At 63.0% G+C, this 23,968-nt stretch carries 27 protein-coding genes; 12 read left to right on the top strand and 15 right to left on the bottom strand.

Features of this window, described 5'->3' with window-relative positions; all coding sequences use genetic code 11:
- Positions 1-46 precede the first annotated feature (46 nt).
- From motB to fliE, 8 genes are all read right to left on the bottom strand, one after another.
- Positions 47-922: a flagellar motor protein MotB gene (gene motB / locus BLX42_RS25810; protein WP_119688066.1), complete on the bottom strand. Its 876-nt coding sequence runs from the start codon at positions 920-922 to the stop codon at positions 47-49.
- Positions 919-1,797 (bottom strand): flagellar motor stator protein MotA, encoded by an 879-nt coding sequence (motA, locus tag BLX42_RS25805; RefSeq protein ID WP_046786918.1) that lies wholly within the window; start codon positions 1,795-1,797, stop codon positions 919-921. Before motA ends, motB begins: the two co-directional genes overlap by 4 nt.
- A gap of 95 nt (positions 1,798-1,892) precedes the next feature.
- Entirely contained in the window at positions 1,893-2,459 is a 567-nt protein-coding gene (flhC, locus tag BLX42_RS25800; protein ID WP_046786919.1) for a flagellar transcriptional regulator FlhC, read from the bottom strand.
- A gap of 3 nt (positions 2,460-2,462) precedes the next feature.
- Positions 2,463-2,798 (bottom strand): flagellar transcriptional regulator FlhD, encoded by a 336-nt coding sequence (gene flhD, locus BLX42_RS25795; RefSeq protein WP_046786920.1) that lies wholly within the window; start codon positions 2,796-2,798, stop codon positions 2,463-2,465.
- A gap of 320 nt (positions 2,799-3,118) precedes the next feature.
- Positions 3,119-3,484, bottom strand: a complete 366-nt coding sequence (locus tag BLX42_RS25790; RefSeq protein ID WP_046786921.1) for a flagellar protein FliT — start codon at positions 3,482-3,484, stop codon at positions 3,119-3,121.
- Positions 3,485-3,492: 8 nt separating this feature from the next.
- Positions 3,493-3,888, bottom strand: coding sequence for a flagellar export chaperone FliS (gene fliS, locus BLX42_RS25785; RefSeq protein WP_046786922.1), 396 nt, complete (start codon positions 3,886-3,888; stop codon positions 3,493-3,495).
- A 24-nt stretch (positions 3,889-3,912) separates the two neighbouring features.
- Entirely contained in the window at positions 3,913-5,310 is a 1,398-nt protein-coding gene (gene fliD / locus BLX42_RS25780) for a flagellar filament capping protein FliD (RefSeq protein WP_119688067.1), read from the bottom strand.
- A gap of 95 nt (positions 5,311-5,405) precedes the next feature.
- On the bottom strand, positions 5,406-5,723 hold the full coding sequence (fliE, locus tag BLX42_RS25775; RefSeq protein WP_046786924.1) for a flagellar hook-basal body complex protein FliE: 318 nt from the start codon (positions 5,721-5,723) through the stop codon (positions 5,406-5,408).
- A gap of 250 nt (positions 5,724-5,973) precedes the next feature.
- Here fliE and fliF point away from each other — a divergent pair, with 250 nt between their 5' ends.
- The 12 genes from fliF (at position 5,974) to fliR (ending at position 16,900) form a co-directional block, all read left to right on the top strand.
- Entirely contained in the window at positions 5,974-7,695 is a 1,722-nt protein-coding gene (gene fliF / locus BLX42_RS25770; RefSeq protein ID WP_046787072.1) for a flagellar basal-body MS-ring/collar protein FliF, read from the top strand.
- A complete protein-coding gene (gene fliG / locus BLX42_RS25765; RefSeq protein WP_046786925.1) occupies positions 7,688-8,686 on the top strand; it encodes a flagellar motor switch protein FliG in 999 nt (332 codons plus the stop codon). Before fliF ends, fliG begins: the two co-directional genes overlap by 8 nt.
- Positions 8,679-9,392, top strand: a complete 714-nt coding sequence (locus tag BLX42_RS25760; RefSeq protein WP_256345719.1) for a flagellar assembly protein FliH — start codon at positions 8,679-8,681, stop codon at positions 9,390-9,392. Before fliG ends, BLX42_RS25760 begins: the two co-directional genes overlap by 8 nt.
- Entirely contained in the window at positions 9,347-10,777 is a 1,431-nt protein-coding gene (fliI, locus tag BLX42_RS25755; protein WP_119688071.1) for a flagellar protein export ATPase FliI, read from the top strand. Before BLX42_RS25760 ends, fliI begins: the two co-directional genes overlap by 46 nt.
- 30 nt (positions 10,778-10,807) lie before the next feature.
- Complete coding sequence (gene fliJ, locus BLX42_RS25750; protein WP_161872937.1) at positions 10,808-12,550, top strand: flagellar export protein FliJ; 1,743 nt, start codon at positions 10,808-10,810, stop codon at positions 12,548-12,550.
- 123 nt (positions 12,551-12,673) lie between these two features.
- A complete protein-coding gene (locus tag BLX42_RS25745) occupies positions 12,674-13,129 on the top strand; it encodes a flagellar basal body-associated FliL family protein (protein WP_046786929.1) in 456 nt (151 codons plus the stop codon).
- A gap of 3 nt (positions 13,130-13,132) precedes the next feature.
- Positions 13,133-14,212 (top strand): flagellar motor switch protein FliM, encoded by a 1,080-nt coding sequence (fliM, locus tag BLX42_RS25740; protein ID WP_046786930.1) that lies wholly within the window; start codon positions 13,133-13,135, stop codon positions 14,210-14,212.
- A complete protein-coding gene (gene fliN, locus BLX42_RS25735) occupies positions 14,205-14,657 on the top strand; it encodes a flagellar motor switch protein FliN (protein WP_161872936.1) in 453 nt (150 codons plus the stop codon). The genes fliM and fliN overlap by 8 nt, the downstream gene beginning before the upstream one ends.
- Entirely contained in the window at positions 14,654-15,070 is a 417-nt protein-coding gene (gene fliO / locus BLX42_RS25730; RefSeq protein ID WP_046786932.1) for a flagellar biosynthetic protein FliO, read from the top strand. Before fliN ends, fliO begins: the two co-directional genes overlap by 4 nt.
- Entirely contained in the window at positions 15,067-15,816 is a 750-nt protein-coding gene (gene fliP / locus BLX42_RS25725; RefSeq protein WP_046786933.1) for a flagellar type III secretion system pore protein FliP, read from the top strand. Before fliO ends, fliP begins: the two co-directional genes overlap by 4 nt.
- A gap of 19 nt (positions 15,817-15,835) precedes the next feature.
- The gene (gene fliQ / locus BLX42_RS25720; protein WP_046786934.1) at positions 15,836-16,105 is read left to right on the top strand and encodes a flagellar biosynthesis protein FliQ; all 270 of its coding nucleotides are present in this window, start codon (positions 15,836-15,838) and stop codon (positions 16,103-16,105) included.
- A 42-nt stretch (positions 16,106-16,147) separates the two neighbouring features.
- On the top strand, positions 16,148-16,900 hold the full coding sequence (fliR, locus tag BLX42_RS25715; protein ID WP_256672116.1) for a flagellar biosynthetic protein FliR: 753 nt from the start codon (positions 16,148-16,150) through the stop codon (positions 16,898-16,900).
- A gap of 53 nt (positions 16,901-16,953) precedes the next feature.
- Here the strand turns inward: fliR and flgL are convergent, their stop codons facing one another.
- From flgL to BLX42_RS25680, 7 genes are all read right to left on the bottom strand, one after another.
- The gene (flgL, locus tag BLX42_RS25710) at positions 16,954-18,150 is read right to left on the bottom strand and encodes a flagellar hook-associated protein FlgL (protein WP_161872934.1); all 1,197 of its coding nucleotides are present in this window, start codon (positions 18,148-18,150) and stop codon (positions 16,954-16,956) included.
- Positions 18,151-18,173: 23 nt separating this feature from the next.
- Positions 18,174-19,784 (bottom strand): flagellar hook-associated protein FlgK, encoded by a 1,611-nt coding sequence (flgK, locus tag BLX42_RS25705; protein WP_161872933.1) that lies wholly within the window; start codon positions 19,782-19,784, stop codon positions 18,174-18,176.
- Between the two features lie 108 nt (positions 19,785-19,892).
- Positions 19,893-20,804 (bottom strand): flagellar assembly peptidoglycan hydrolase FlgJ, encoded by a 912-nt coding sequence (flgJ, locus tag BLX42_RS25700; RefSeq protein ID WP_256345718.1) that lies wholly within the window; start codon positions 20,802-20,804, stop codon positions 19,893-19,895.
- Complete coding sequence (locus tag BLX42_RS25695; RefSeq protein ID WP_080952146.1) at positions 20,804-21,958, bottom strand: flagellar basal body P-ring protein FlgI; 1,155 nt, start codon at positions 21,956-21,958, stop codon at positions 20,804-20,806. Before BLX42_RS25695 ends, flgJ begins: the two co-directional genes overlap by 1 nt.
- Before the next feature lie 10 nt (positions 21,959-21,968).
- Complete coding sequence (locus BLX42_RS25690) at positions 21,969-22,667, bottom strand: flagellar basal body L-ring protein FlgH (RefSeq protein WP_177010140.1); 699 nt, start codon at positions 22,665-22,667, stop codon at positions 21,969-21,971.
- Between the two features lie 5 nt (positions 22,668-22,672).
- Complete coding sequence (flgG, locus tag BLX42_RS25685) at positions 22,673-23,455, bottom strand: flagellar basal-body rod protein FlgG (RefSeq protein ID WP_046786939.1); 783 nt, start codon at positions 23,453-23,455, stop codon at positions 22,673-22,675.
- Positions 23,456-23,486: 31 nt separating this feature from the next.
- A partial coding sequence (locus BLX42_RS25680) for a flagellar basal body rod C-terminal domain-containing protein (RefSeq protein WP_306092930.1) occupies positions 23,487-23,968 on the bottom strand: 482 nt, incomplete at its 5' end.

Raw genomic sequence — 23,968 nt, 5'->3', positions numbered from 1 at the left:
AACTGCCAGGCACGCTCATCCCGCGAAAAGCCGCCTGAATGCCCCGCTATTGTGGCGTTTGTCCAGGCTGCTCGGGGGGCAGCGGCTGGGTGCCGAATTCGTCCTGGTTGAGGATGCGCTTCGCGACCTGGCTGTCGAGCACGATGATCTCGATTCGCCGGTTGGTCGCGTCGAACGGGCCCGCGCCGGGAAAGCGGATACGGTCGGACATGCCGGAAACCCGCAGCAGTTTGTCCGGGTCCAGGCCACCGGCCACCAGCTCTTGGCGGGAGGCTTTGGCGCGGTCAGCAGACAGGTCCCAGTTGCTGTAGGTGGCCTCGCCCCCCGGATAGGGATGGCTGTCGGTGTGGCCACTGATCTGGATGCGGTTGCGCAACTCATTGAGCACCGGTGCGAACGTGCGCAACAGCTGGCTCATGTAGGGCGCTACCCTTGCACTGCCCAGCTCGAACATGGGCCTCTTGTCGGTATCGAGCAGTTGCACGCGCAGGCCTTCCGGGCTTAGCTCGATGGCGATCTGCTGTTTCAGGTCGCGCAGCTTGGGGTCACGCTCCACGGCATCTTCCAGCCGCTGTTTGAGGGCCTGAAGGTGGCGCCGCTCCTCGCTCGACAGGCGGGTTGGGCGCCTCGCCTTGCGAGCCATTTCACCCTCGGACAGGCTGGCGTCGGTACCGCCGCCGGGTATGGCGCTGGTGCTGGCGGAATTCTTGTCTCCCTTGCTCAGGGCTACCAGCAAAGGCGTGCTGAAGTATTGGGCGATGGCGTCCTTGTCGCCTTTGCCGGCGTTGGAGAGCACCCAAAGCACCAGGAACAGCGCCATCAATGCGGTCATGAAGTCGGCGAAAGCGATCTTCCAGGCACCGCCATGGTGCCCCCTGGCCGCCTTTTTCCTGCGCCGGATGATGATCGGCTGGTCACTCATGCCGTTGCCGGGCTCGGCTGCCCGATCCCCCCTCGCACATGGTTCTCCAGCTCATCGGCACTGGGCCTTTCCTCGCTGTGCAAGGCCTTGCGCCCGAACTCCACCGACAGTTGCGGGGGAATGCCCTTCACATGGGCCAGCAAGGTCACGCGCAGGCAGTGCAGCATCTTGGTGGACTCGGCCGTTTGCCGTTCGATGCGGCTGGCCAGCGGCGCGACGACGCCGTAGGCCAGGTAGATGCCGAGGAAGGTGCCTACCAGGGCGTGGGCGATCATCTGCCCCATCATGTCGGGGCCCACGTTCACAGCGCTCAGGGCCTTGACCACCCCGAGCACGGCGGCAACGATGCCGAAGGCGGGTAAACCGTCACTGATCTTGTACAACGCATCGGCGGGCAGATGGGCCTCGTTCTCGAATTCCTCGATCTCGTGCTGCATCAGCTCATCGAGTTCGTGGGCCTGCAGTGACAGGCTGATGAGCAGACGCAGGTAGTCGACGACAAAGTTCAGCAGCAACGGGTCATTCAGCAGTTGTGGATACTGGGAAAACACTGGGCTCTGCTGCGGGTCGTCGATGTCCCGCTCGATGGCCAGCAGGCTCTCTCTGCGCGCCTTGTTGAGCAGGTTGTACAGCATGCCCAGCAGGTCCAGGTAGAACGCCTTGTCGTAGCCGGTGCTGCGCTTGAATGTCGAGATCGCGCCGAAGGTGGCGCGGATGGCCTTGCCGTTGTTGGCGGCGATGAAGGCGCCCAGCGCGGCGCCGACGATCATCAGCAGCTCGGTGGGTTGGTACAGCGGCCCCAGGCTGCCACCGGACAGCACGAAGCCACCCAGTGACGAGGCCAGTGCCACGAATAGACCTAAAAAAATGAGCACGTCGCCGCTCCTCAGCTTCCAGTGAATGTTCGCTGAAGATCGGCAACGACGAGAGGTGACTTGAAAGAACTTGTCTGGGAAGGGGTAAAGCCCGGTCAGCGCTGGCTGGCCGGGCGCAGGTTATCGAGGGTATCGGGCTCGACCTCGCGGCGTTTCAAGGTCTTGCCTGCACGCGAGGGTGGCTGGCAGATGCCACAGACATAGTTCTGCGTCGGTGAATAGGAGTGGGTGATGAACGCCCCTGAGCAGCAGGAACAACGAATCTGCTCAAGCATGCCGTTCTCGACGAAGCGCACCAGCGTCCAGGCGCGGGTCAGCCCCAGCACCCGCTCGCCGTCGGTATCGCTGGCATGTTCCATGTACAGCCGGTAGGCCTTGATGAAGGCATCGATCCGGTGGCCGCCTATCTCCAGCATGCTGCGGTAGATGTTGTAGAACAGCGAGGAATGGATGTTCGGCAGCCAGGTCACGAACCAGTCTGTTGAAAAAGGCAGCATGCCTTTGGGCGGCGGGGCTCCACGTACTTCCTTGTACAGCCGGATGAGCCGCCCGCGGGTGAGCGACGTTTCCGTCTCTACCACCTGCAGGCGAGCCCCCAGTTGGATCAGCTCGATGGCCAGCTGTACCTGCTGCATCTCGGTGACCAGACTTTTCTCCGACATGGCTCAGACGCCGCTGCTGTGCATGCCATCTGAACGGTCGGCAGCCGCCATCAGCAGGGAAGTGTGGATTTCAACCATGCCCAGTTCGCGTGAGTTTTCCAGTGCCTTCGAAATACGATCGGCTTCTTCGAAGATGGGCCGGCAGATCAGTTGGTTGATCCTTGACAGTTGGGTCATCTGTTTGCTGCTCAGCCCGGTCAGCAAGTCCGCCATGTTCTCGCTGAGTTTCAGGCGAAAGATCGCGACTTCACGATCTTTGCGCAACATGTTCTGCGCCAGCAGCAGATAGGAAAGGTTGAGTTCCTGAATGTCTGCAAGGTAGCTATTGGTGTGCGGCACCGTTCTCCCCTCCTTCAAAAGTTGCTACGCCCCGATACCCCGTAAAACCTTTTTGCCAACCACGCCTGGTGCGGGCCCGAACACGTTCGAAGCCGTTGGTGCGAGCGTTTGGGTGGCCTGGTTTTTTCGGCTTATCAATGTGTTGAGCAGTGGTGTGCTCCGTTTGGGAGCATCGAGAAATTTTTCCTAAACTATCAAGCGTGTCGACCGATAACAGAAAGGGGCAGACTTTTTCCCGGTTATTTTTCGTGCTCTTGAAGGCACTGATTTTTACACCAGAATGTTGCATTAGTTAGCTTGCTTATGATGGCGGAATGTACCTACTGGCACAAGCGATGGCTCAACGATAGCACCTTGCCGCCTGTGACGCGGTACGCATTATCAAGATCGTTCTTTTGCCGGCCCACTTGCATGAGTTCGCCAAGGTGGTTCTGCCGGGCTTGTAGAAAGCGGCTTACTTGGCTGTCCAGCGCCACTATTTCAGTGATTAGTTCAAGTTTGCGCAGTTGCCCGGCCTCATCGAGTTCGGCCTGACTTTCGGCGCGGCGCAGGCTGGCGGCATCAATAAGGCCCTGCGACTTTAGTGCGAAAATACCGTCCCAATCGGCATTTTCCGCGCACGTCAGCATGCGTCGCGATTGCTCAAGCAGCCCTTCGTAGGCAGCGATAACTTGTGCTTGCAGCATAACTACCGTTAATCCTCGGTTTGCGGGCCGATCGCGGTCCAGGCCGAGGCGATAGTGCCCAGCAAATTGGCGGCGGCATTGAGCGATTCTTCGTTGTTTTCAAGGTTGGCGCGTAACAGCAGGCGCACAACGAAGTCATAGAGTTCGTCCAGTTGCCGGGCGATGCTGCCGCCTTGCTCCAGGTCCAGCGAAGCGCGCAGGCCGCGGGTGACGATGTTGATCGCCCGGGTGATCGCCTTGCCCTTTTCGGGTGTGTTGCCCGCCTGCATGTGCAGTTTCGCCAGGCGCAGCGCCGCCTGGTACTGGTCGAACAGCAGGCTGATGCGCTGATGCGGCGAAGCGGCCAGGATTGCGCTTTCCAGGCCGACCCTGGCATAGGCGCTGGCATCGTGTGATGACATCATCCTGCATGCTCCGTCGTTGACACATTAATCACTGTTGAGAGCCTCGAATTGTTCGGTGAGGTAATCGGCGGTGGAGTTCAGCGTGGAGATCAGCGTATCCAGCTCGGTGAACTGTTCGCGCCAGCGCTCCATTTCGGAATCGATCAGCGCCTGCTTTTCGTCGTAGCGTTCTTCGAGTTGATCGAGCTTGTTGTCCAGGCTGTCTGTCTTGGCCGGGATCAGGCCGGTGTCTTCATCCAGGTAGTTGTCCAGGTCTTCGGTCATGCGGGTGATGAAGCCTGAGCTGCCATCGCTGCCGATGAAAAATTCGGACACCGCGTCGATGTTGTCCTCCAGGGCGCTTGCCAGCGTGTCTTCATCGATCGACAGCGTGCCGTCCGATTCCAGGGCAATACCCAGCTGCGAGAGGTAGCTGAACGTGCCGCTGCCAATCTGCGTGTAGATGTCGCTGGCCAGCTCCGTGCTGATACGACGGGTGGTGGAGTCGCCCAGCAGCTCGCCACTGGTGCCGGCGTCGGCGTCATAGGCGGTAAGTTCGTCCACCGTGGTGACGAAGTCGTTGTAGGCATCGACGAATGCGGTGATGGCGCTTTCGATCGAGTCGGTATCGCGGGTGATGGTCAGTGTCTGTGAGCTGCCGGTGTCGCTCAGGGTCAGTGTGACGCCCTGCAGGGCTTCTTCCACCGTGTTGCTCTGGCTGGTGATGGCGATGCCGTTGATGGTGAGTTCGGCATCCTGTGCCGCCACCGTCTCGGTCATGTTGCCCGTGCCGTCGGCATAGCCGAACAGGGAGGCGGCCAGGTCACTGCTGTCGCTGCTGCTGTAGCTGACTGTCATGGCCGCTTCGGTGCCGGTGCTGTCGGACGTCAGCACCAGGCGGTAGGGGCTGTCGCTGCCGTCGCTGACGATGGTCGCGGTGATGCCGGCGTCGGCATCATTGATGGCATCGCGCAGGCCTTCCAGGGTGTTGTTGCTGCTGTCCAGGGTGATGGACACTGCATCATTGCTGCCCGCCTGCAATGTCAGCGTTCCAGTGCCCAGGGTCGTGGTCGTATCGCTGATGCCATCGGTTGCCAGGCTTTGGGCTTGGGCAAGCTGGGTCACCTCGATGCTGTAGGTGCCGGCCACAGCCTCGCTGCTGGTGGTCACCGCCACGCCGCTGCCCGAAATGCTGGTGCTCAGAGACTCGTACAGGCTGGCGTCGGCCAGTGCTTCGGCGGCTGACTGCAGCGTGTCGAGTGCGCTGGTCAAGGTGCCATAGGCCGAGATTTCGGCTTCGACAGACTCTTCCTGAGCGGTGATCGGGTCCAGCAGGCTTGTGGTCTTCGATTCCTCCAGGCTCTCCAGGATGCTTTCCAGATCAAGCCCCGACCCTACGCCGAGGCTGGTAATGCTTGCTGTGGAGCTGGTGGTGGTGGTCATGTGCTGGTCCGTCCTGATGTGCGCGTCTGGGCGCAACATCGGCAAGCGATGACTGCGTCTTTAAGGCATTACCCTAAAAATGTGTGACGCATGTCTCAAACCTGCATGGCCATCACATCCTTATAGGCAGTGAGCAGGCGATTGCGCACCTGGACGCCCATCTGGAAGGCGACGCTGGCCTTCTGCGAGTCGGCCATTACATCGACCAGTGACACTTCGCTGCTGCCCGCCTGAAACGCATTGGTCCGGCTGCTCGCGGTTTGTTGCAGCTGGTTGATGCGCTGCAGTGAGGCCTGCAGCTCGCCAGCAAAGCTCCCGGCGGCCTGGCTCAGCCTGTTGGCGCTACCGCCCTGCGCCTGTTCGGCGAGGCTGCTCAACTGTTGCAAGGCATCGGCAAGGGCTTGAGTGGTCATGGCGCAGTGGCTCGTGGCTGGCGAATACGCGGCAGGTTAGCAAGCCTGAGTCTGTAGGAATCGGCCCAATTGACCGTAAAACTACGGGCTTTTCTGCCCTTTGCCGGCGAGCAGCCTGGCGACAATGACGCTGAGCCAATCCCGCCTGGACCCCTTTGCCAACCGGCCGACGGACCGCGGGTCGATTACCACTGCCAGCGGACTCTGTAATGCCCCTCTTTCCGGCCAGAACCCCAGCTTCGAGGTGTTCGTGACAACTGCTGCCCAGGCCAAGGGCACGAAAAAAAACCTGCCGATCGCCACGCCGGTCCGTTCCCTGGATGCGTTGACCGCGGTGCTGCGTGGCCGGCCACTGCTGCCGCTGATGCTGGCCGGCGCCGCAGCTGTGACGCTACTGGTCGGGCTGCTGCTGTGGGCGCAGGAGCCGGAGTACCGGGTGCTGTTCTCCAACCTGGGTGAGGCTGATGGTGGCCAGGTCATTGGTGAACTGGACAAGCGCGGCGTGCCTTACCGGCTGGGCGAGGGTGGGCATACCATCATGGTGCCCGCCGAACGGATGAATGCACTGCGCCTGCAACTGGCCGAGCAAGGCCTGCCAAAAGCGGGCAGTGTTGGCTTCGAGCTGCTGGACAAGCAAGCTTTTGGCATCAGCCAGTTTGCCGAACACCTCAATTACCAGCGTGGGCTGGAAGGTGAGCTGGCGCGTACCATCGAATCCCTCGGGCCGGTGGCCCATGCTCGAGTACATTTGGTGATGGCCAAGGACTCGGTGTTCGCCCGTGACCGCGAAGCCGCCCGCGCATCGGTCGCACTGGCCCTGCAGCCTGGCCGTGAACTGGGCCAGGGGCAGGTCAGCGCAATCATTCACCTGGTGACGTCCAGCGTGCCCGAGCTGGCAGTGGATGGCGTGACGGTGGTCGACCAGAACGGCCGTTTGCTGTCGCGCAGCCATTCCAGTGACGGGCTTGACGATGCCAAACTGGACTATGTGGGCGAAGTAGAGCGCACCTACCAGCGCCGAATAGAGGAAATCCTTACACCTTTGCTCGGCAGCCGTAATGTCCATGCGCGGGTCGTCGCGCAAATGGACTTCTCGACCCGCGAGAGCACGGCCGAACGCTACGCGCCCAACCAGGAATCGAAAGCGGCTTCGGTACGCAGTCAGCAGACCTCCGAGCGCATGCTGCAAGGCAGCGACGCCGGCCGTGGCGTGCCTGGCGCACTGACCAATTCACCGCCCAATACACCCGCACCGACCCGCGCCACCGCACCGGCACCAGCGCAGCCGAATGCGACAGCCGGCAGCAGTACCGCCGCTACTGGTGGGGAGCCCGGCAAGTCGCTGCAAACCGAGCGCATGGTCAACTACGAGGTCGATCGTGATGTCGAGCACGTCAAGTCGAGCCTGGGCAACATCCAGCGCCTGGCGGCGGCGGTCGTGGTCAATTACCGCACCGTACTCAAAGATGGCGCCCCCACCAGTGAGCCGTTGAGCAAGGAGGAGCTGGCCGGCATCAACGACCTGGTGCGCCAGGCCATGGGCTTTACCGAAAGCCGTGGTGATACCGTGCAGGTGATCAACAGCCCCTTCGTCGACGAGGATGTACAAGCAGGGGAGCTGCCGTGGTGGCGTACCCCCGAGGCCTACAACCTGGCAATGAGCGCTCTGCGCTACTTGCTGGTGGCCGTCGTTGCCTTTGTGCTGTGGCAACGGGTGATCAAACCGATGCAGCAGCGCGCGCAAGCACAGCGCAAGCACCTGATGGACTTGTCCGAGGATGACTTGGACCTGATGCCGGCAAAATCCCCAGCTGACGCCTTGATCACCGGCAATGACGGCCTCGCGCGCCCGGCGCTGCCTCGCAAGTCGGCGCTTTATGAACAGAACATGGAGAGCCTGAAGCGGCTTGCCAGCGAAGATCCGCGCCTGGTCGCCATGATCGTGCGCGGTTGGATGAAGAACAATGACTAACAAGATCAGTGGGGCCCGGCGCAGCGCCATCTTGCTGCTATCGCTGGATGCCGACAGTGCGGCCGAGGTGTTCAAGTTTCTTCCAGGGCTGGAGGTAGAGAACATCAGCCGCGAAATGGCGGGGCTGAGCCAGGTATCCCATGAGGAAATGCGCCAGGTGCTGGCGGATTTCATGGACGAGACCGAGCAGTACGCGGCCATCAATATCCAGAGCAGCGACCATATCCGCGCAGTGCTCACCAAGGCCTTGGGCAGCGAGCGTGCCGCCAGCCTGATCGACGATATCCTGGAAACCTCCAATACCGTCTCGGGTATCGACAAGCTCAACCTGATGGAGGCGCAGATGGTGGCGGAGATGATCCGCGACGAGCATCCGCAGATCGTCGCCACCATCCTTGTGCATCTGGAGCGCCACCAGGCCTCTGCGATTCTTCAACTGCTGACCGAGCGGCTGCGCAATGACATCATCCTGCGCATCGCCACCTTCAGTGGCGTACAGCCGGTGGCGCTGCACGAACTGACCGAGGTACTGGGTGGCATGCTCGATGGTCAGAGCCTCAAGCGCAGCAAGATGGGCGGGGTGAAGGCGGCGGCCGAGATCCTCAACCTGATGGCCTCCAGCCAGGAGTCCTCGGCCATCGACAACCTGCGCAACTACAGTGCCGACCTGGCGCAGAAGACCCTCGACGAGATGTTCCTGTTCGAGAACCTCGCCGATGTCGACGACCGCAGCATCCAGACATTGCTGCAGAACATCGACAGCAACTCGCTGGCCGTTGCGCTCAAAGGAGCGTCGGCGCCGCTGCTCGACCGTTTCATGCGCAACATGTCGCAACGTGCGTCAACATTGTTCCTTGAGGACATGGAGGCCCGTGGCCCGATTCGCATGTCGCAGATCGAAACAGAGCAGAAGTCGATCTTGCAGGTCGTACGGCGCCTTTCCGAAACCGGCGACATGGTGACCGCACGGGGTGACGACGCTTATGTCTGAGCCGATGCCACAAGGGCACTGGCAGCCATGGCAGATGGCGCCGCTGGGCAATGACGAGCCGCCCAGTGGCGAGCCCGCCGCCGCCCGCCGTGAGCAGGCGCGCAGGCGGGCCGTCGAGCAGCGGCTGGCGTTGCAGCAGCTGCGTGAGCGGACACTGGCCGACGCACAGCAGGCGGGCCATGCCGAGGGCAAGGAACTGGGTTATGCCCAGGGGCTGGCCGAGGGCAGGGCAGCGGCCGCCGAGGAGCTGCGCCAGCAGGCCAAAGACGTGCTCGAGCCTCTGCGGGCTTTGTGCCTGAGCTTCGACGAAGCGATGCGCGAAGTGGATGGCATGGTCGCCGCGCGCCTGGGGCAGGTGGCAATCGACCTTGCCGGGCGTCTGGCCGGCAAAGCGCTCGCGGTACAGCCCGAACAGGTGCAGGTGCTGGTGCGTGAAATGCTGGCCTGTGAACCCGCGCTTACCGGCAAGCCGGCACTCAGCCTCAGTCCCGATGACCTGCCCTGGGTGCAGCGCTGCCTGAGTGATGAGCTCGATGCCGCTGGCTGGAGTATGCAGGAGGATCGTTCGGTGCTGCCGGGTGGTTGCCGTGTATCGAGCGCGACAGGAGAGCTGGATGCCACCTGCCAGACCCGCAGGGACCTGTTCGAGCGCAACGGCCAATGGCTGCTCGATTCGATCAGCGTGGCGCCGGGCGCATCATCGTGAAAACCGACAACCCCCACTTGCAGCGTTGGGGCCGAGGGCTCGAGGCCTTGGCCGGTGACGCGCTGCGGGTGCCAGATTACCGCCGCAGCGGTCGCATCGTTCGTGCCACCGGCATCGTCCTGGAAGCAGTTGGCTTGCGCCTGCCGCTGGGGGCTGGCTGTCGTATCGAACTGAGCCCGGCCAGGGGTGGGGTGGCTGCCGACTATGCCGAGGCCGAGGTGATCGGCTTTGCCGGGGAAGTGCTGTACTTGATGCCGCTTGAAGAAATTCACGGGTTGCAGTCGGGCGCCCGGTTCTTCGCCCTGGCCGATGAGCCGGGGGCCAGCGATGGCGTGCGCCCGGTGCCGTTGGGCATGGCGTTGCTCGGGCGAGTGCTCGATAGCAGCGGTAACCCACTGGACGGCAAAGGGGCGCTGCAAAGCACGCAGCGCGCCAGCCTGCATGGCCAGCCGATCAACCCACTGCAACGCGCGCCGATCGATCGGCAGATCGATGTCGGTATTCGCGCCATCAATGCCCTGCTAAGCGTCGGCCGGGGGCAGCGCCTGGGGCTGTTCGCCGGGTCCGGGGTAGGTAAATCGGTGTTGCTGGGCATGATGGCGCGCTACACCCAGGCCGATGTGGTGGTGGTCGGGCTGATCGGTGAGCGTGGCCGTGAAGTGCAGGATTTCATCGACAACATTCTCGGCGAAGACGGGCTGCGCCGCTCGGTGGTGGTGGCGGCGCCGGCCGATGCTTCGCCGCTGCAACGTTTGCAGGGGGCACTGTATGCGACCCGCCTGGCGGAAGATTTCCGCGACCAGGGCAAGGATGTACTGTTGATCATGGATTCGCTGACCCGCTACGCCATGGCCCAGCGCGAAATCGCCCTGGCGCTCGGTGAACCGCCGGCGACCAAAGGTTACCCGCCTTCGGTGTTCGCCAAACTGCCCAAACTGGTTGAGCGTGCCGGTAACGGGCCACGCGGTGGTGGCTCGATTACCGCGTTCTACACGGTGCTCAGCGAGGGCGACGATCAGCAGGACCCGATTGCCGATTCGGCGCGGGCGATTCTGGATGGTCACCTGGTGCTGTCGCGCCAGTTGGCCGAGAGCGGCCATTACCCTGCGATCGATATCGAAGCGTCGATCAGCCGTGCGATGAGCGCGATCGTCAGTGAATCTCAGCAGCGCAAGGCACAGAAGCTCAAGCAGGCCGTGTCGCGTTACCAGCGCAATCGCGACCTGATCAGCGTGGGCGCCTATGCGCCGGGCCACGATGCCCAGCTCGACCGCGCCGTGGCGTTGTATCCGCACATCGAACGCTTCCTGCAGCAGCAGACCCACGAGCGTACATCGATGCAAGACACGCTTGCCGGGCTCAACTTGCTGTTCCCCGGCAAATGACCGCAACCACGCTAAGGCAGGCATGCACCCATGGCCCATGAGTCACTCCAGCTGCTCATCGAACTCACCGAGCGCAGCCGCGAGACCGCGGCCAATGCGCTGGCCCAGAGCCGCCGCGCAGAGCAGCAGATGACCGAACAGCTGCGCCTGTTGGACCAGTATCAGCGCGAGTATCGCCAAGGCCTGCAGCAGGAGTTGGCCGGTGCCGGCATGAGCCCCTCTACGCTGGCCAACTACCGCGGCTTCCTCAAGTCGCTGGAAGGGGCCATCGAGCGGGCAGAGGGCAACTTGAACCGCCACCGCGCCCAACTGGCCCAACACCAGGACACCTGGCGGCAGGCCTGGCGCAAGGTCAATGCCCTGCAAACGCTGCTGGCCCGCCGTGTGGAGCAGGGCCGGCTGCTTGCCGGGCGCGCCGAACAGAGGCGTACCGATGAACTGGCTGGCCGCTCGCGCCNCACCATGGACATCATCACCGCCATATCCCCTGCGTCTGCGGTATCACTGCAGGCCGCAGGCGGCGACAGTGTCGGCGACAGCGGACCTGGAGCTTTCGCTGTTGCTCTGCAGCAGGCCGAAATCAGCGAGGCCGGCACCGGAGCCGCTGCCCCAGGGCCTTTGGTGCCGGCACCGGGTGCCGCCCCTGCCCAGCCCCTGACTGCCGCCGGTAATGACGGCCTGACGTCAACGGTTGAGGGGGCGGCGCTTGAGCTGCAAGCGAGCGCTGCGCCCGCTACCGAGCAGGTCATCAGAGCGGCGGTGCAGGCTGAACCTGAGGCCACGCCGGCAGTAGCCGCGGTCGACGAAAGCGGGGCTGAGAGCGTCGACGATGGCGAGGTGCAGCCTTTGGATATCAAGGCCCCGGTTGCAGCCCCGGGGGGCAGCAAGGAGCAGGGCGATGTCGCCGATGATGACACGCCACAATCGGCGGATTCGCTGGACGCGATCCGTCAGCGCCTGGACCTGATCGACAGCGCCGGCCAAATGGCCTCCGGCATGCTCGCCCTCACGCCTGCGGTGGCGTGGGTGCAGGCGCCTGCCGCAAGCGCAGAAGCGGCATCTGGCTTCGGTGTTGCGGATGACCCGGGGCAGGCCACCGAACTGCAATGGCTGCAGAGCGCTACGCAGCCCTTAGAGGCGCAGGCAAGTGAGGGTGTAGACAACCCGGCCGAGCTCGCGCCGGCGGCTGAAGCACCAAGCGAAGGTGTTGGCCGCGTCCAGGGTGACGGCTCCGTCTCTGCGCCAGCCAATTGGGAGCAGCCTTCGCTATCAGGCATCCCGGCATCGAATTCCAGCGTGGTGGGAAGCATCGTCAGCCCAGCCAGCGATGGCGCTGCATCATCCATTACCACGACGCTGGGCACCGACGCCTGGCAGGACGACTTGGGCCAGCAGGTGATCGGTATGGTCCGGCGTGGGGAGCAGCAGGTTGACATGCAGTTGCATCCAGCCGATCTCGGGCCGCTGTCGATCAGCCTCAGTGTCAGCGAGGGTGGCATCCAGGCGCAGTTCCAGTCTGCCCACGCGTCGGTGCGCGCGGCTGTTGAGCAAGCGCTGCCGCAGTTGCAGGGTGCTTTGGCGGCCCAGGGCCTGAGCCTTGGCGAAACATCGGTCAACGATGGTGCGTCCCGTCAGGCTGCGGGTGAACAGCCGCGGCGGGAGTCGTCAGGCAGCGGTGGCGAGGCGCGCGCCCCGCGGGTAGCCCAGGCCAGCGCAACGGTACAGGCGCCTCAGACAACCCACTCCGGCGCTGGGGTCGACCTGTACCTGTGAACCCCCCCTGCAAAGCCGCAAGTTAACGCCCTAAACCCTCGCTAATCAGCCCATGGCACGGGGCGCCTGGTGGGCATACTTGCGCCCTTTCGAAACGCTTTCCCATTCCCAAGGCAGCTGTCCATGCCCACTACCACCAAGAAAATCTGGCTCTGGTTCATTCCATTGGCCCTGGTTGCCGCCGCTGCCAGTTCTGCGGGTGTGTACACCTACGTGATGCGTGAGCGGGCCCATACCCAAGCGACCCGCACGGCTCCTGCGGTACTGCTGCTGGTGAACGTCGCCCCCATGACCGTCAACCTGCACAGCGCCAATGATGAGCCGGCCATGCTCTACGTGGGCTTCAACCTGGAAGTGGGCAATGAAGCGACCCGCAAGTTGCTGGAGCTGTATATGCCGAAAATCCGCAGCCAGCTGCTGACCGTATTGAGTGGGCAGGACAGCACAGCGCTGTCTACGCCAGAGGGTAAAAAAGCGTTGGCGGCACGCATACTCGAGCTGCTGCGCCGTGCCCTGAGTACCGAGCAGCCAGATGCTGCATTGCTCGGCGTGCTCTACACCGACTTCATCGTGCAGTAAGCCATGTCTACCAACGACATGCTCTCTCAAGAAGAGATCGACATGCTGCTGCGCGGTGGTGACGATCTGGACACCTCCGGTATCGGCGATGACGACGGCCTGGATTTCCCGGACGGCTACCCGCACCCCGAGGAGCAGGTGCGCCGCTACGACCCGGCGACTCAGCACCGAGTGATCCAGGAACGCTTGCACACCCTGGACATCATCAACGGCCGTTTCGCCCGTTATTTCCGCATGAGCCTGTTCAACCTGATCCGGCGCAACGTGGATATCACCTTCAAAGGCATTGGCTACCAGAGCTTCAGCGAGTTCTCCCTGCACCTGCCAATGCCTTCCAACATCAACCTGCTGTCGATGAAGCCGCTGCGCGGTACCGCGCTGGTGGTATTCCCGCCAAGCGTAGTGTTCATGGTGGTGGACAACCTGTTCGGTGGCGATGGTCGCTTCGTGACCAAGTCTGAGGGGCGCGAGTTCACCAACACTGAGCTGCGCATCATTCGACGCTTGCTCGGGCTGACGGTGGATGCCTACAGCGATGCCTGGAAGTCGGTTTACCCCTTGGAGATCGACTACCTGCGTTCGGAAATGCAGGCCAAGTTCGCCAACATCACCGGCTCGCCCAACGAGATCGTGGTCAACGCCACGTTCCACCTGGAGGTCGGCAATCTTTCAAGCGATTTCAACATCGTCATCCCCTACCTGATGATCGAGCCGATGCGCCAACTGCTCAGTGGCCCGCTGACCGATGCCGACCCGGAGGAGGAGCGCCAATGGAACCGGCGCATGGCGGACGAGATAACCCATTCGCAGGTTGACCTGATAGCCGACTTCGTCGAGGTGCAGGCACGCCTGGGGCAGGTCATGGAACTGAAAGTGGGGGACGTGCTGCCCATCGACCTGCCCGAAAGCGTCAAGGTGCGCGTCGACGGCGTGCCGGTCATGACCTGTGAGTTCGGCAGTTACAACGGCTCCCGCGCCTTGCTGGTGAAGGAGTTGATCGATCACTCCATCGGCAAGTCGCCCAATTCCAGCCGATTCATCAAGGGCCACCTGCCCAAAGCCAAGGAACCCGATCATGAGTGACCCGAACAAGCCTGAAGCGCACGAAGACGACGAGTGGGCCAGTGCCCTGGCCGAGCAAGGCGCGGGTGATGATGCTCAAGACCCTTGGGCTACGGCATTGGCCGAGCAGCATGAGGCGAAGCCAGCCCCGGCGGACAACGTCATCTTCAAGCCGTTGGGCACAGTCCCTGGGCTGGCATCGCCGCGCGAGCTGGAAATGATCATGGACATCCCGGTGAAGCTGAGCGTCGAGTTGGGGCGCACGCGCATCACCATCAAGCAATTGCTGGAGCTGGCTCAGGGCTCGGTGTTGGCCCTCGATGGCCTGGCGGGTGAGCCCATGGACATTCTGATCAACAGTTACCTGGTCGCTCAGGGCGAAGTGGTGGTCGTGGATGACCGCTACGGCATTCGCATCACCGAAATCATCACGCCCTCCGAGCGCGTGCAGAAGCTCAATCGATGAGCACCGCGACCGCGCTTGCAGTGCCCGCCAGCCTTGGGGTGCCGGCTGACAACCTGGTCGGGCTGAGCCTGCTTGGCAAAACAGCCTTCGCGTTGGGGCTGGTGATGGCCTGTGTGCTGCTGTGTGGCTGGTTGGTATCGCGGCTTGGCACCCGTGTGTCGTCGCCGGAAAAGGTCGTGCACATCGTTGCCAGCACCCGCCTGGGGCAGCGCGAGAAAGTGGTGGTGGTCCAGGTGCGTGGGCGCTGGTTGGTGCTGGGTGTGACTGCTCAGCACGTCGCCTGCCTGTCAGAGCTGGAGGCGCCGGTGGCTGGCACCGAAGCGGCGGTGGAGCCCGCTGCACGTGGTTTTGCCCTGCGTCTGATGGACGCCTTGAAGCAGGGTGGGTTGCGCGACCCGCAGAACCGACCATGAGGACGGCGCGCCTGGTCTTGTTGCCGCTGCTGTTGCTGGTGCTGCTGCCGGTCGCCGAGGCGGCGCCGGCAATGCAGGGGTTGTCCGGATTCACCGGGCAGGCCGGTGGCGAGAAATGGTCGCTGAGCCTGCAAACCTTGATGCTGCTCAGTGCCATGGCCTTTTTGCCGGCGGTGCTGCTGATGATGACCGGCTTCACCCGTATCATCATTGTGCTTGGCTTGCTGCGCACCGCCATCGGCACCACCAGTGCTCCGCCCAATCAGGTGCTGCTGGGCCTGGCACTGTTCCTGACCTTTTTCGTCATGTCGCCCACGCTTGAGCAGGCTTACCAGAAAGCCTGGGTGCCTTTTTCCCAGGACCAGATGGGGGTCGAGCAGTTTCTCGATGAGGCCAGCCAGCCTTTCCGTACCTTCATGTTGGCGCAGACCCGCCAGGCTGACCTTGCGCTCTATGTCCGCCTGGCGCGCATCGATGATCTCAAGGGCCCGGAAGATGTGCCCATGCGGGTGCTGCTACCAGCGTTCGTCACCAGCGAACTGAAGACCGCCTTCCAGGCAGGCTTCACCATCTTCATCCCGTTTCTGATCATCGACCTCCTGGTGGCCAGTGTGCTGATGGCGCTGGGGATGATGATGGTGCCACCGTCGACCATTTCCTTGCCCTTCAAGTTGATGTTGTTCGTGCTGGTGGATGGCTGGCAATTGCTGCTGGGTTCCCTGGCCCAGAGTTTCTACCCGGTATGAGCCTGCGAGGAGTGCCTTGATGACCCCGGAAATGGTGATGGACCTTGCCTACAAGGGCATGCGCCTGAGCATGACGATAGCGGCGCCGCTGTTATTGGTTACCTTGTGCATCGGCCTGTTGGTGAGCCTGTTCCAGGCAGCGACACAGATCAACGAGTCCACCCTGTCTTTCATTCCCAAGATCGCTGGAGTATGCCTGGTGCTGATTCTCGCAGGGCCCATGCTGATGGAGCTGCTGGTCGATTACACGCGGGCGCTGTTCACCAGCCTGCCGACGCTGGTGGGTTGAGCGCAGTTGATCGAGGTCGGCTGGGATCAGTTGCAGCTTTGGGTGAGCGCGTTTTTCTGGCCGTTCTGCAGGCTGCTGGCGTTTTTCATGAGTGACCCTATCCTGGGCCACAAGAATGTCCCCAGCCAGGTGCAGGTCGGGTTGGCGTTGCTGCTGGCATTCCTGCTGGCACCCAACCTGCCGCCGATGCCCGATATCGCCCTGTTTTCCTGGGCAGGGCTGGGGGTGATCGTCGAGCAGCTGCTGATCGGCATGTCGCTGGGCATGGTCATGCGCATCGCCTTGGCGGCGGTGGAAATGGCGGGCGACATTTGTGGCATGCAGATGGGGTTGGCCTTCGCGTCGTTCTTTTCCGCCGACACTGGCACCAACAGCCAGGTGCTGTCGCGCTTTCTCAGCCTGGTGACCATCCTGATGTTCCTCTCCCTGGGCGGCCACCTGATGGTGCTGGAACTGCTGGCCAATACGTTCAGCCAATTGCCGATCGGCCACTTCGGTTTCAACCCCCAGGGCTGGAACATGCTGGCACGCCATGGCGGCAGCATCTTCCTGACTGGCCTGCTGCTGGCGTTGCCCATGGTCGGGGCCTTGCTGATCATCAACCTGGCGATGGGTATCCTCAACCGCGTCGCCCCGCAGCTCACAGTGTTTTCAGTCGGCTTTCCGGCAACCTTGTTCGTCGGCATGCTGCTGCTGACGGTACTGGTCGGCGACCTGGGGCAGTTCCTTGCGGGCTTGTTGCAGCAGGCCCTGCAGTTCATGCAGGCCTTGATCGGCCAGCTCGGGCATGCCTGATACGCCGGGTTTTTCGTGCGAAGCAGGCCGCCACTGTGGTTTTACGCAAGCGCTCAGATGTACTCGAAGAGTGACAGCTGCTGCACGCTGGCGAATGTCTGCTGAGCCGCTTGCATCGATACCTGCAGCGTCACGTAGCGGGAGATGGACTCGGTGTAGTCGGCGTCCACCAGCCCGGAGAGCCGCTCGGTGTAACTGAGGGCCAGGTCGTCGCCAATGGTATCGAGCACTTCCACCTGGCCCAGGCGCGTGCCGACCGAGGTGAGGACGGTGAGCACATTGTCCTGGGCATTGCTCAGCTCTCGGCTGGCGGTGGACAGGGTGTTGCTCAGTGCCGCCTGGTCCGCCTCGTCCTCCACCGGCGTCTGCAAGGCGCTGATCAGGTTCTGCAGTGTGGCGAACACGTCGGGGTCGGCATCGGCAGCAGCACCGACCGTCAAACTGTCACCTTCGGCGGGTGTGCCACTGAGTGTCAGGCTCAGGCCATTGACCTCCAGGGTTTCACCGTCGGTGTAGCTGATCGGGTCCTGGCCGTCGATGCTGTACTGGGTGCTGCCATCGTCGGCGACGCTGAAGGTCAGGGTGAATGCATCGCCATAGTTGGCCGCGCTGGTGTCGGCGACATCCGGGCCGTCGAAGGTCAATGTGCCGGTGTTGTCGCCTGCTTCGGCAATGAAACCGGCGGAGCTGCTAACCGAAAGGAAGATCGCCGCGCCATTGTCGCCGCTGGCCATGCTCTGGGTAGCACTGACCTGCTGCGAGACCACATTGTCATCACCCTGGTAAACCAGCTCGCCATCGGCGTTCTCGGCAAACGCCGGGCTTTGGCTCTGGTAGCCGGAAAACAGGTAGTTGCCATTACTGTCGGTGCTGTTGGCCAAGGTGACAAGTGTGTCGTAGACCCCTTGCAGGGAGGTGGCCAGCGATTCTCGGTCAGCGTCGCTGAGGGTCCCGTTGCCGGCCTCAACCACCAGGCTCATGGCGCTGGTGATGGCGTCATTGATGCTGTCCAGGGTGCTTTCTTCCTGGGACAGCGCCGTGGTGATGGCCGCCCGCGAATCGGCGTACTGCTCGTTTGCCGCAATCGACTGGCGCACGGTGACCGCTTGTGCCGCTGCCAGGGAGTCATCCGAGGGGTTTACCACGCGGGTACCGCTGGATACCTCCAGGGCCGCCTCCTGGTACTGGCTCTGCTGGGCGAGCATGGAGTTGAGGTTCTGGTTGTAGATGGTCGCACTGCTCAGGCGCATGCCGGGCTCTCCTTTGGGGGCAATCAGCTGATGTCGAGGATGGTGTCGAGGACTGTGGTACCCACTTCGACGATCTTCGCGCAGGCCTGGTAGTACTGCTGGTAGACGATGAGGTTGGCCGCTTCCTCATCAAGGTTCACGCCCGACTCAGACTGCTGCAGGGTGGTCAGCTGTTCGGTCAGCGCCGATTGGGTTTCCAGCTGCGCGGCGACGCGCGTTGCGGTGCTGCCCACGTCGCTCACCAGCGATGCGTAGGTTTCGCTGAGCGTTGCACTGCCGCCGACGATATCGCTGGTTTGCAGGTCGAGCATCGCCAGTGCATTGGTGTTGTCACTGCCGCCGCTGGAGGTACCGGCGGCAATCTGCTCGCCCTCACTAACCAGCGTGGTGAAGCTGCTGGCTGCGTTGCGGGTAGGTTGCACCAGGAAGCTGTCGCCGTCCTCGGCGGTGCCGCTGACGGTAAGGTCCATGCCGGCGAAACTCAGGGTCGCGCTGCTGCTGTCGTAGCTTGCCTCGACGCTGGCGCCGGTGTCATTGCGGGTGACGGTGAAGCCGTCGCTGTCGGACCAGGTCACCGTGTAATCACTGGCCGTGAGGGCGCTGACATCATCGCCGAAGCTGGCGCTGAGGGTGGCGTCGCCGGTATTGCCGGTGTCGCCGTATACCAGCGGGTCGGCCACCGAGAAGAATGCCGTGCCGGTATCGCCGTTGAGGTCAACGCCCTGCGCCTGCAGGGTATTGAAGGCCTGGGTCAGCGACACGGCCATCAGGCCCAACTGGTTCTGGGTGTCGGCCAGGGTGGTATCGCGAAATGACAGCAGGCCGCCGAGCGAGCCACTGTCGAGCACGCTGTCGTCCAGCGTCACGCTGTTGCCGGCGGCATCGACATAGCTGATGGACGCTTCGCTCGGGTCGCTGGCGGAGGCACCGGTGGTCAGTCCGAAGCTGTCGCCCGCAGAGACCAGCGCCAGGCCATTGCTGAGCGATACCGTGTAGCTGCCGTTGTCCTGCACGGTGACGTCTACCGCAACCAGTTCGCTGAGCTGGCTGACCAGCAGGTCGCGCTGGTCGAGCAGGTCGTTCGAGGTGCTGCCGAGCGACCCGGACAGGCTGATCTGTTCGTTGAGGGTCGCGATCTGCGCGCTCAGGTCGTTGATCTGAGTGACCTGATCGTCGATCTGCTCGTTCACGTCGTCCGACATCGCTGAAAGGTAGCTACCCAGCTGGTTGAACTGGCTGGCCAGTGTTTCTGCCGCACCCACCACTTCTTCCCGTGCGGCCGTGTCACTGGCATCTGAGGTCAAGGTCTGGATGGCCGAGAAGAAACTTTGCAGCAGGCTATCCAGACTTGCATCGCTGTCGGCCAGCAGGCTGTCGATCTGATCGACCTCGGTCTGGTAGGTGGACAGCGCGCTTTCTGCACTGGTGGAGCTGTTGAGCTGGGTGGTGACAAACTGGTTGTACTGGCGGTCGACGCTCGATACCTGCACGCCGCTGCCGGAGGCAGACTCGGTGAAACTGGCGACCTGGCGGGTATAGCCGTCGGTATAGGCGTTGGTCGTGTTGTTGCTGCTGGTGGCAAGGGCGATCTGGGCCGCCGAGAGGCCGCTGACGCCAATGGAGATGATGCTCATCGAAAAGCTCCTGGGCTACATGCTGCGCAACATCGGCCTCGGGTCAGGGCATCTTGAGCCTTTATCCATTGCTGGTTGCACAAAAGCGTTGGCAAATGCGTGCGGGCCTTATTGGTCGTTGGCCAGTGCTACCTGCCCGGCAGATGGCAGCGGCCCGATGGTCGCCATGACCGCGATCAGCTTGTCGGCATAGTGTGGGTCAGTGGCGTACCCGCCTTGCTGCAGCGCTAGCGCTGCCTCTGAGCTGCTTGTGGCGTTGCGCGCCGCTGCATAACCGGGGCGGCTGCGGATCAAGCGCGCGTAATCGTCGAAAGCGGCCTGAGCGTGGGGATAGACGCGGAAGCTCTCCACCTGTTTGTGTGCCTCGCCGGCGACGTATTCGGTGGTCTGTATCTGCGTGGTTTCACCTTGCCAGCGCCCGCCGGCCTTGATACCGAACAGGTTGTGGCTGTCCGCGCCGTCGGCGGAGGTGATGCGCCGTCGCCCCCAATCGGTCTCCAGAGCGGCCTGGGCAAGAATCAGCTGTGCCGGCACGCCGCTGCTGCGTGCGGCCATGCGCGCCGGTTCGGCCAGCCGGGCCACGAAGTCCTCGACATGCTCGGCACGGCCAGCTGCTTCGTCGCGCACTTCATAGCGCTTCCAGGCATCGAAAGCCGGCGTTTGTCGGGCCAGGCTGACGAAGGGCGATTCCTGTGCAGCAGTCGGGGGCTCGGCCACCAGCCCGCTTGTCGAAAGGCTACGCGTCAGTTGCTCGGCCAGGCCCATGCCGTGCCCGGCCAGGCTCTGAGCCCATTGCTGGTCGAGCATCTCGGTATAGAGTTGGGTTTGCGAGTTGTTGGACAGCTCCGACTTGGGTATCGCCGCACGCATGCTCTTGAGCATCGTCTGCAGGAACAGCGCTTCGAACTGCCGGGCCGCTTCCTTCAGGCCTGCCTCACCACTGCGCCCGGCCTGGCTGCGCAAACGTTGCAGGCCCTGAACGTCGAGCGCGAACCCCGCCGCGCCATCAGCCATGCTCATCAGATGATCTCCAGTTCTGCACGCAGGGAACCGGCGGCCTTGAGCGCCTGGAGAATGACCATCAGGTCCTGTGGCGTGGCACCCAGGGCGTTGAGGCCTTTGACCACATCCATCAAGTCGGCGCTGCCTTCCAGTACGTGCAGGGCGCGGGCCTGGGTTTCGATTGATATGTCGCTGTTGGCGGTGGCCGCAGTTTGTCCGCCGCTCAAGGCGCCTGGCTGGCTGACGCTGTTGGTGGTGTCGATGGTGACCGATAGATCGCCGTGGGCCACGGCGGCACGGAACAGCTTCACCGAGCCATTGAGCACCACCGAGCCGGTGCGCGAATCGAGTATGACTTTGGGCCGTGCCTGCATTGGCATTACATCGATGCTGTCGATCCGGGCCATGAAATTGACCCGCTCGTTGGCCGAGAGCGGCCCTTGTACCTGCACCAGGCCGCCGTCCACCGCCGAGGCGACGGTGCTGCGCATCACGCTGTTTATGGCGAACACTACCCGCTGCGCGGTGGCCGGGTCGGGCTCGCGTAGTTGCAGTTCGAGGATGCCGTGCTGGGCGCCGAGGTCGAGCGGCACGCTGTGCTCCACCACTGCCCCGCGGCTGATGCGGCCACCGGCCAGCTGGTTGATCTGCACGCTGCTGCCATTGGCTGCCGCACCAGCACCACCCACCAGCAGGTTGCCTTGGGCCATGGCATACACATCGCCGTCGGCACCTTTGAGCGGGGTCATCAACAGCGTTCCACCCCTGAGGCTGCGGGCGTTGCCGATGGAAGAAACGACCACATCGATCTGCTGGCCGGGGCGGGTCAGGGGCGGCAGGTTGGCGGTGACGATCACCGCCGCGATGTTACGCATCTGCATGTTGGCGCCGGCCGGCAAGGTAACGCCGAGCTGGGAAAGCATGTTGGTCAGACCCTGCTCGGTAAAGGGGCTTTGGGTGGTCTGGTCGCCTGTACCGTCCAGCCCGACCACCAGGCCATAGCCCACAAGGTTGTTGCTGCGGATGCCGGCGAAATCGGCGATGTCGCGGATCTGCTCCGCGTGCGCCGTGCCGCCCAGTACCAGCGCGAAGGCGCCAAACAGCGGGCGCAGGGCGCGGGCCGCGCAGTGCAGTCGGCATCGCAGCCCGGAAGTGAACGGGGAGTCGGCCATGATGCGCTCGTTAGAAAGGTGACAGGTTGAGGATGACGCGTTGCAACCAGCCCATGCGTTGCGCCTCATTGATGTAGCCTTCGCCGACGTACTCGATGCGTGCCAGGGACACCTGGCTTGAAAGCACGGTGTTCTCCCCGGTGATCGAGCGTGGGTTGACCACGCCGGAGAAACGGATGAACTCGGTGCCCTGATTGATGGCGATCTGCTTGTCGCCACGCACCCTCAAGTTGCCGTTGGCCAGCACCTGCATGACCGTGACCGAAATGGTGCCGGTGAACGAGTTGTTGGCCTTGGAGCCACCACTGCCGGCGAACTCATGGTCGGTCGAGGCATTCACGCCGTAGTTGCCAACCTTGGAGTCACGGTCGGAGCTGGTGGAAAACGCCAGGCCCAGGCTGCCGCTGCGGTCGGCATTGGACGATGAGGTCTTGCTGGCGCTGACCTGCTCGTTGAGTTCTACGGTCAGCGTATCGCCGACCATCCGCGGGCGGCGGTCCTCGAACAGCGGTTGCGAACCGCGCTGCCCTTGGTAGATCGAGCCATTGGCCAGGCGTTCGGGCAAGTCGGGCACCTGCATGGACTCGTCGGGCACCACTGGCTTTGGTACCAGTTGCGCACAACCGGCAGCCGATAGCACAGCGCCGAGCAGCACGGCCAGGCAAACGAAGGGCAGGAGCTTGAGCGATGCGTTGCGGGGTTGGGACATGGCCATCAGAGCTGGGTCAGGCGCTGCAGCATTTCGTCGGAGGTTTCGACGGCCTTGCTGTTGATTTCATAGGCGCGCTGGGTCTGGATCATGCCCACCATTTCCTCCACCACATTGACGTTGGAGGTCTCGACATAGCCCTGGCTGACAGTGCCGCCACCGTTCAGGCCGGGTGTCGTCTCGGTGGGGCTGCCGGAAGCATCGGTTTCCTGGTACAGGTTCTGGCCGATGCTCTGCAGGCCCGCATTGTTGACGAACAGTGCCAGGTTCAGTTGGCCCACTTGGGTGGAGGCGGTGCTGTCGGGCTGGGTCACCGAGACGATGCCGTCGGTGCTGATGGAAATCGACGTGGCATTGGCCGGAATGGTGATCCCTGCCGTCAATTTATAGCCATTGGAGCTGACCATCTCGCCGTTGGCGTCGAGCTGAAAGCTGCCGTCGCGAGTGTAGGCGGTCGAGCCGTCGGGCATGTCGACCTCGAAGAAACCCAGGCCATTGATGGCCAGGTCCTTGGAGCTGCTGGTCTCTTCCAGGTTGCCCTGGGTGTGCAGGCGTTCGGTGGCCACCTGGCGCACGCCGGTGCCGACCTGCAAACCTGAAGGCAGCCGGGTGTCGGTGCTGCTCTGAGCCCCCGGCTGGCGCACGTTCTGGTAGACGAGGTCCTCGAACACGGCGCGTGAGCGTTTGAAGCCGTTGGTGCTGACGTTGGCCAGGTTGTTGGCAATGACGTCGAGCTGCCCTTGCTGGGCCTCAAGCCCGGTCTTGGCCGTCCACAGTGATCTGATCATCGGTCGGTTACCTGTTCATTCGGCGCCCGGCTCAGCCCTGCAAGGCGAGCAACTGATTGGCGCTCTTGGCGTTGTCGTCGGCGGCGCTTATGGCCTTCATCTGCATTTCATAGCGGCGGGCGTTGTCGATCATGGCCACCATGGCGCCGGTCGGGCTGACGTTGCTGCCCTCCAGTGCGCCCGGGGTGACGCGCAGGCTTTCATCGGCCGCCAGCTGCTGATGGATGCCATTGGCGTCGGCCGGCTGGCGCAGCAGCCCGTCATTGCCCGCTTCCAGGGTGCCTGGCAGGGCTGACACCAGCTTGAGTTTGCCGACCGGGCTCAGCCCACGCGGCTCCATGCCCTGTTCGCGAACACTGATGGTGCCGTCGCTACCCAAGCTGACTTCGCTGCCCAATGGCACGCTGATGGGGCCGCCATCGCCCATCACCGGCAGCCCTGCCACGGTCATGGCACCGCTGCCGTCCACTTGCAGGTCACCACGGCGGGTGTAGGCTTCCTGGCCATCGGCGG

It is taken from the genome of Pseudomonas sp. SG-MS2 (genome assembly GCF_009933855.1).
Classification (GTDB): domain Bacteria; phylum Pseudomonadota; class Gammaproteobacteria; order Pseudomonadales; family Pseudomonadaceae; genus Aquipseudomonas; species Aquipseudomonas putida_E.
The sequence above is the reverse complement of the archived record's forward strand: the minus strand, read 5'-3'. Positions and strand labels throughout refer to the sequence as shown.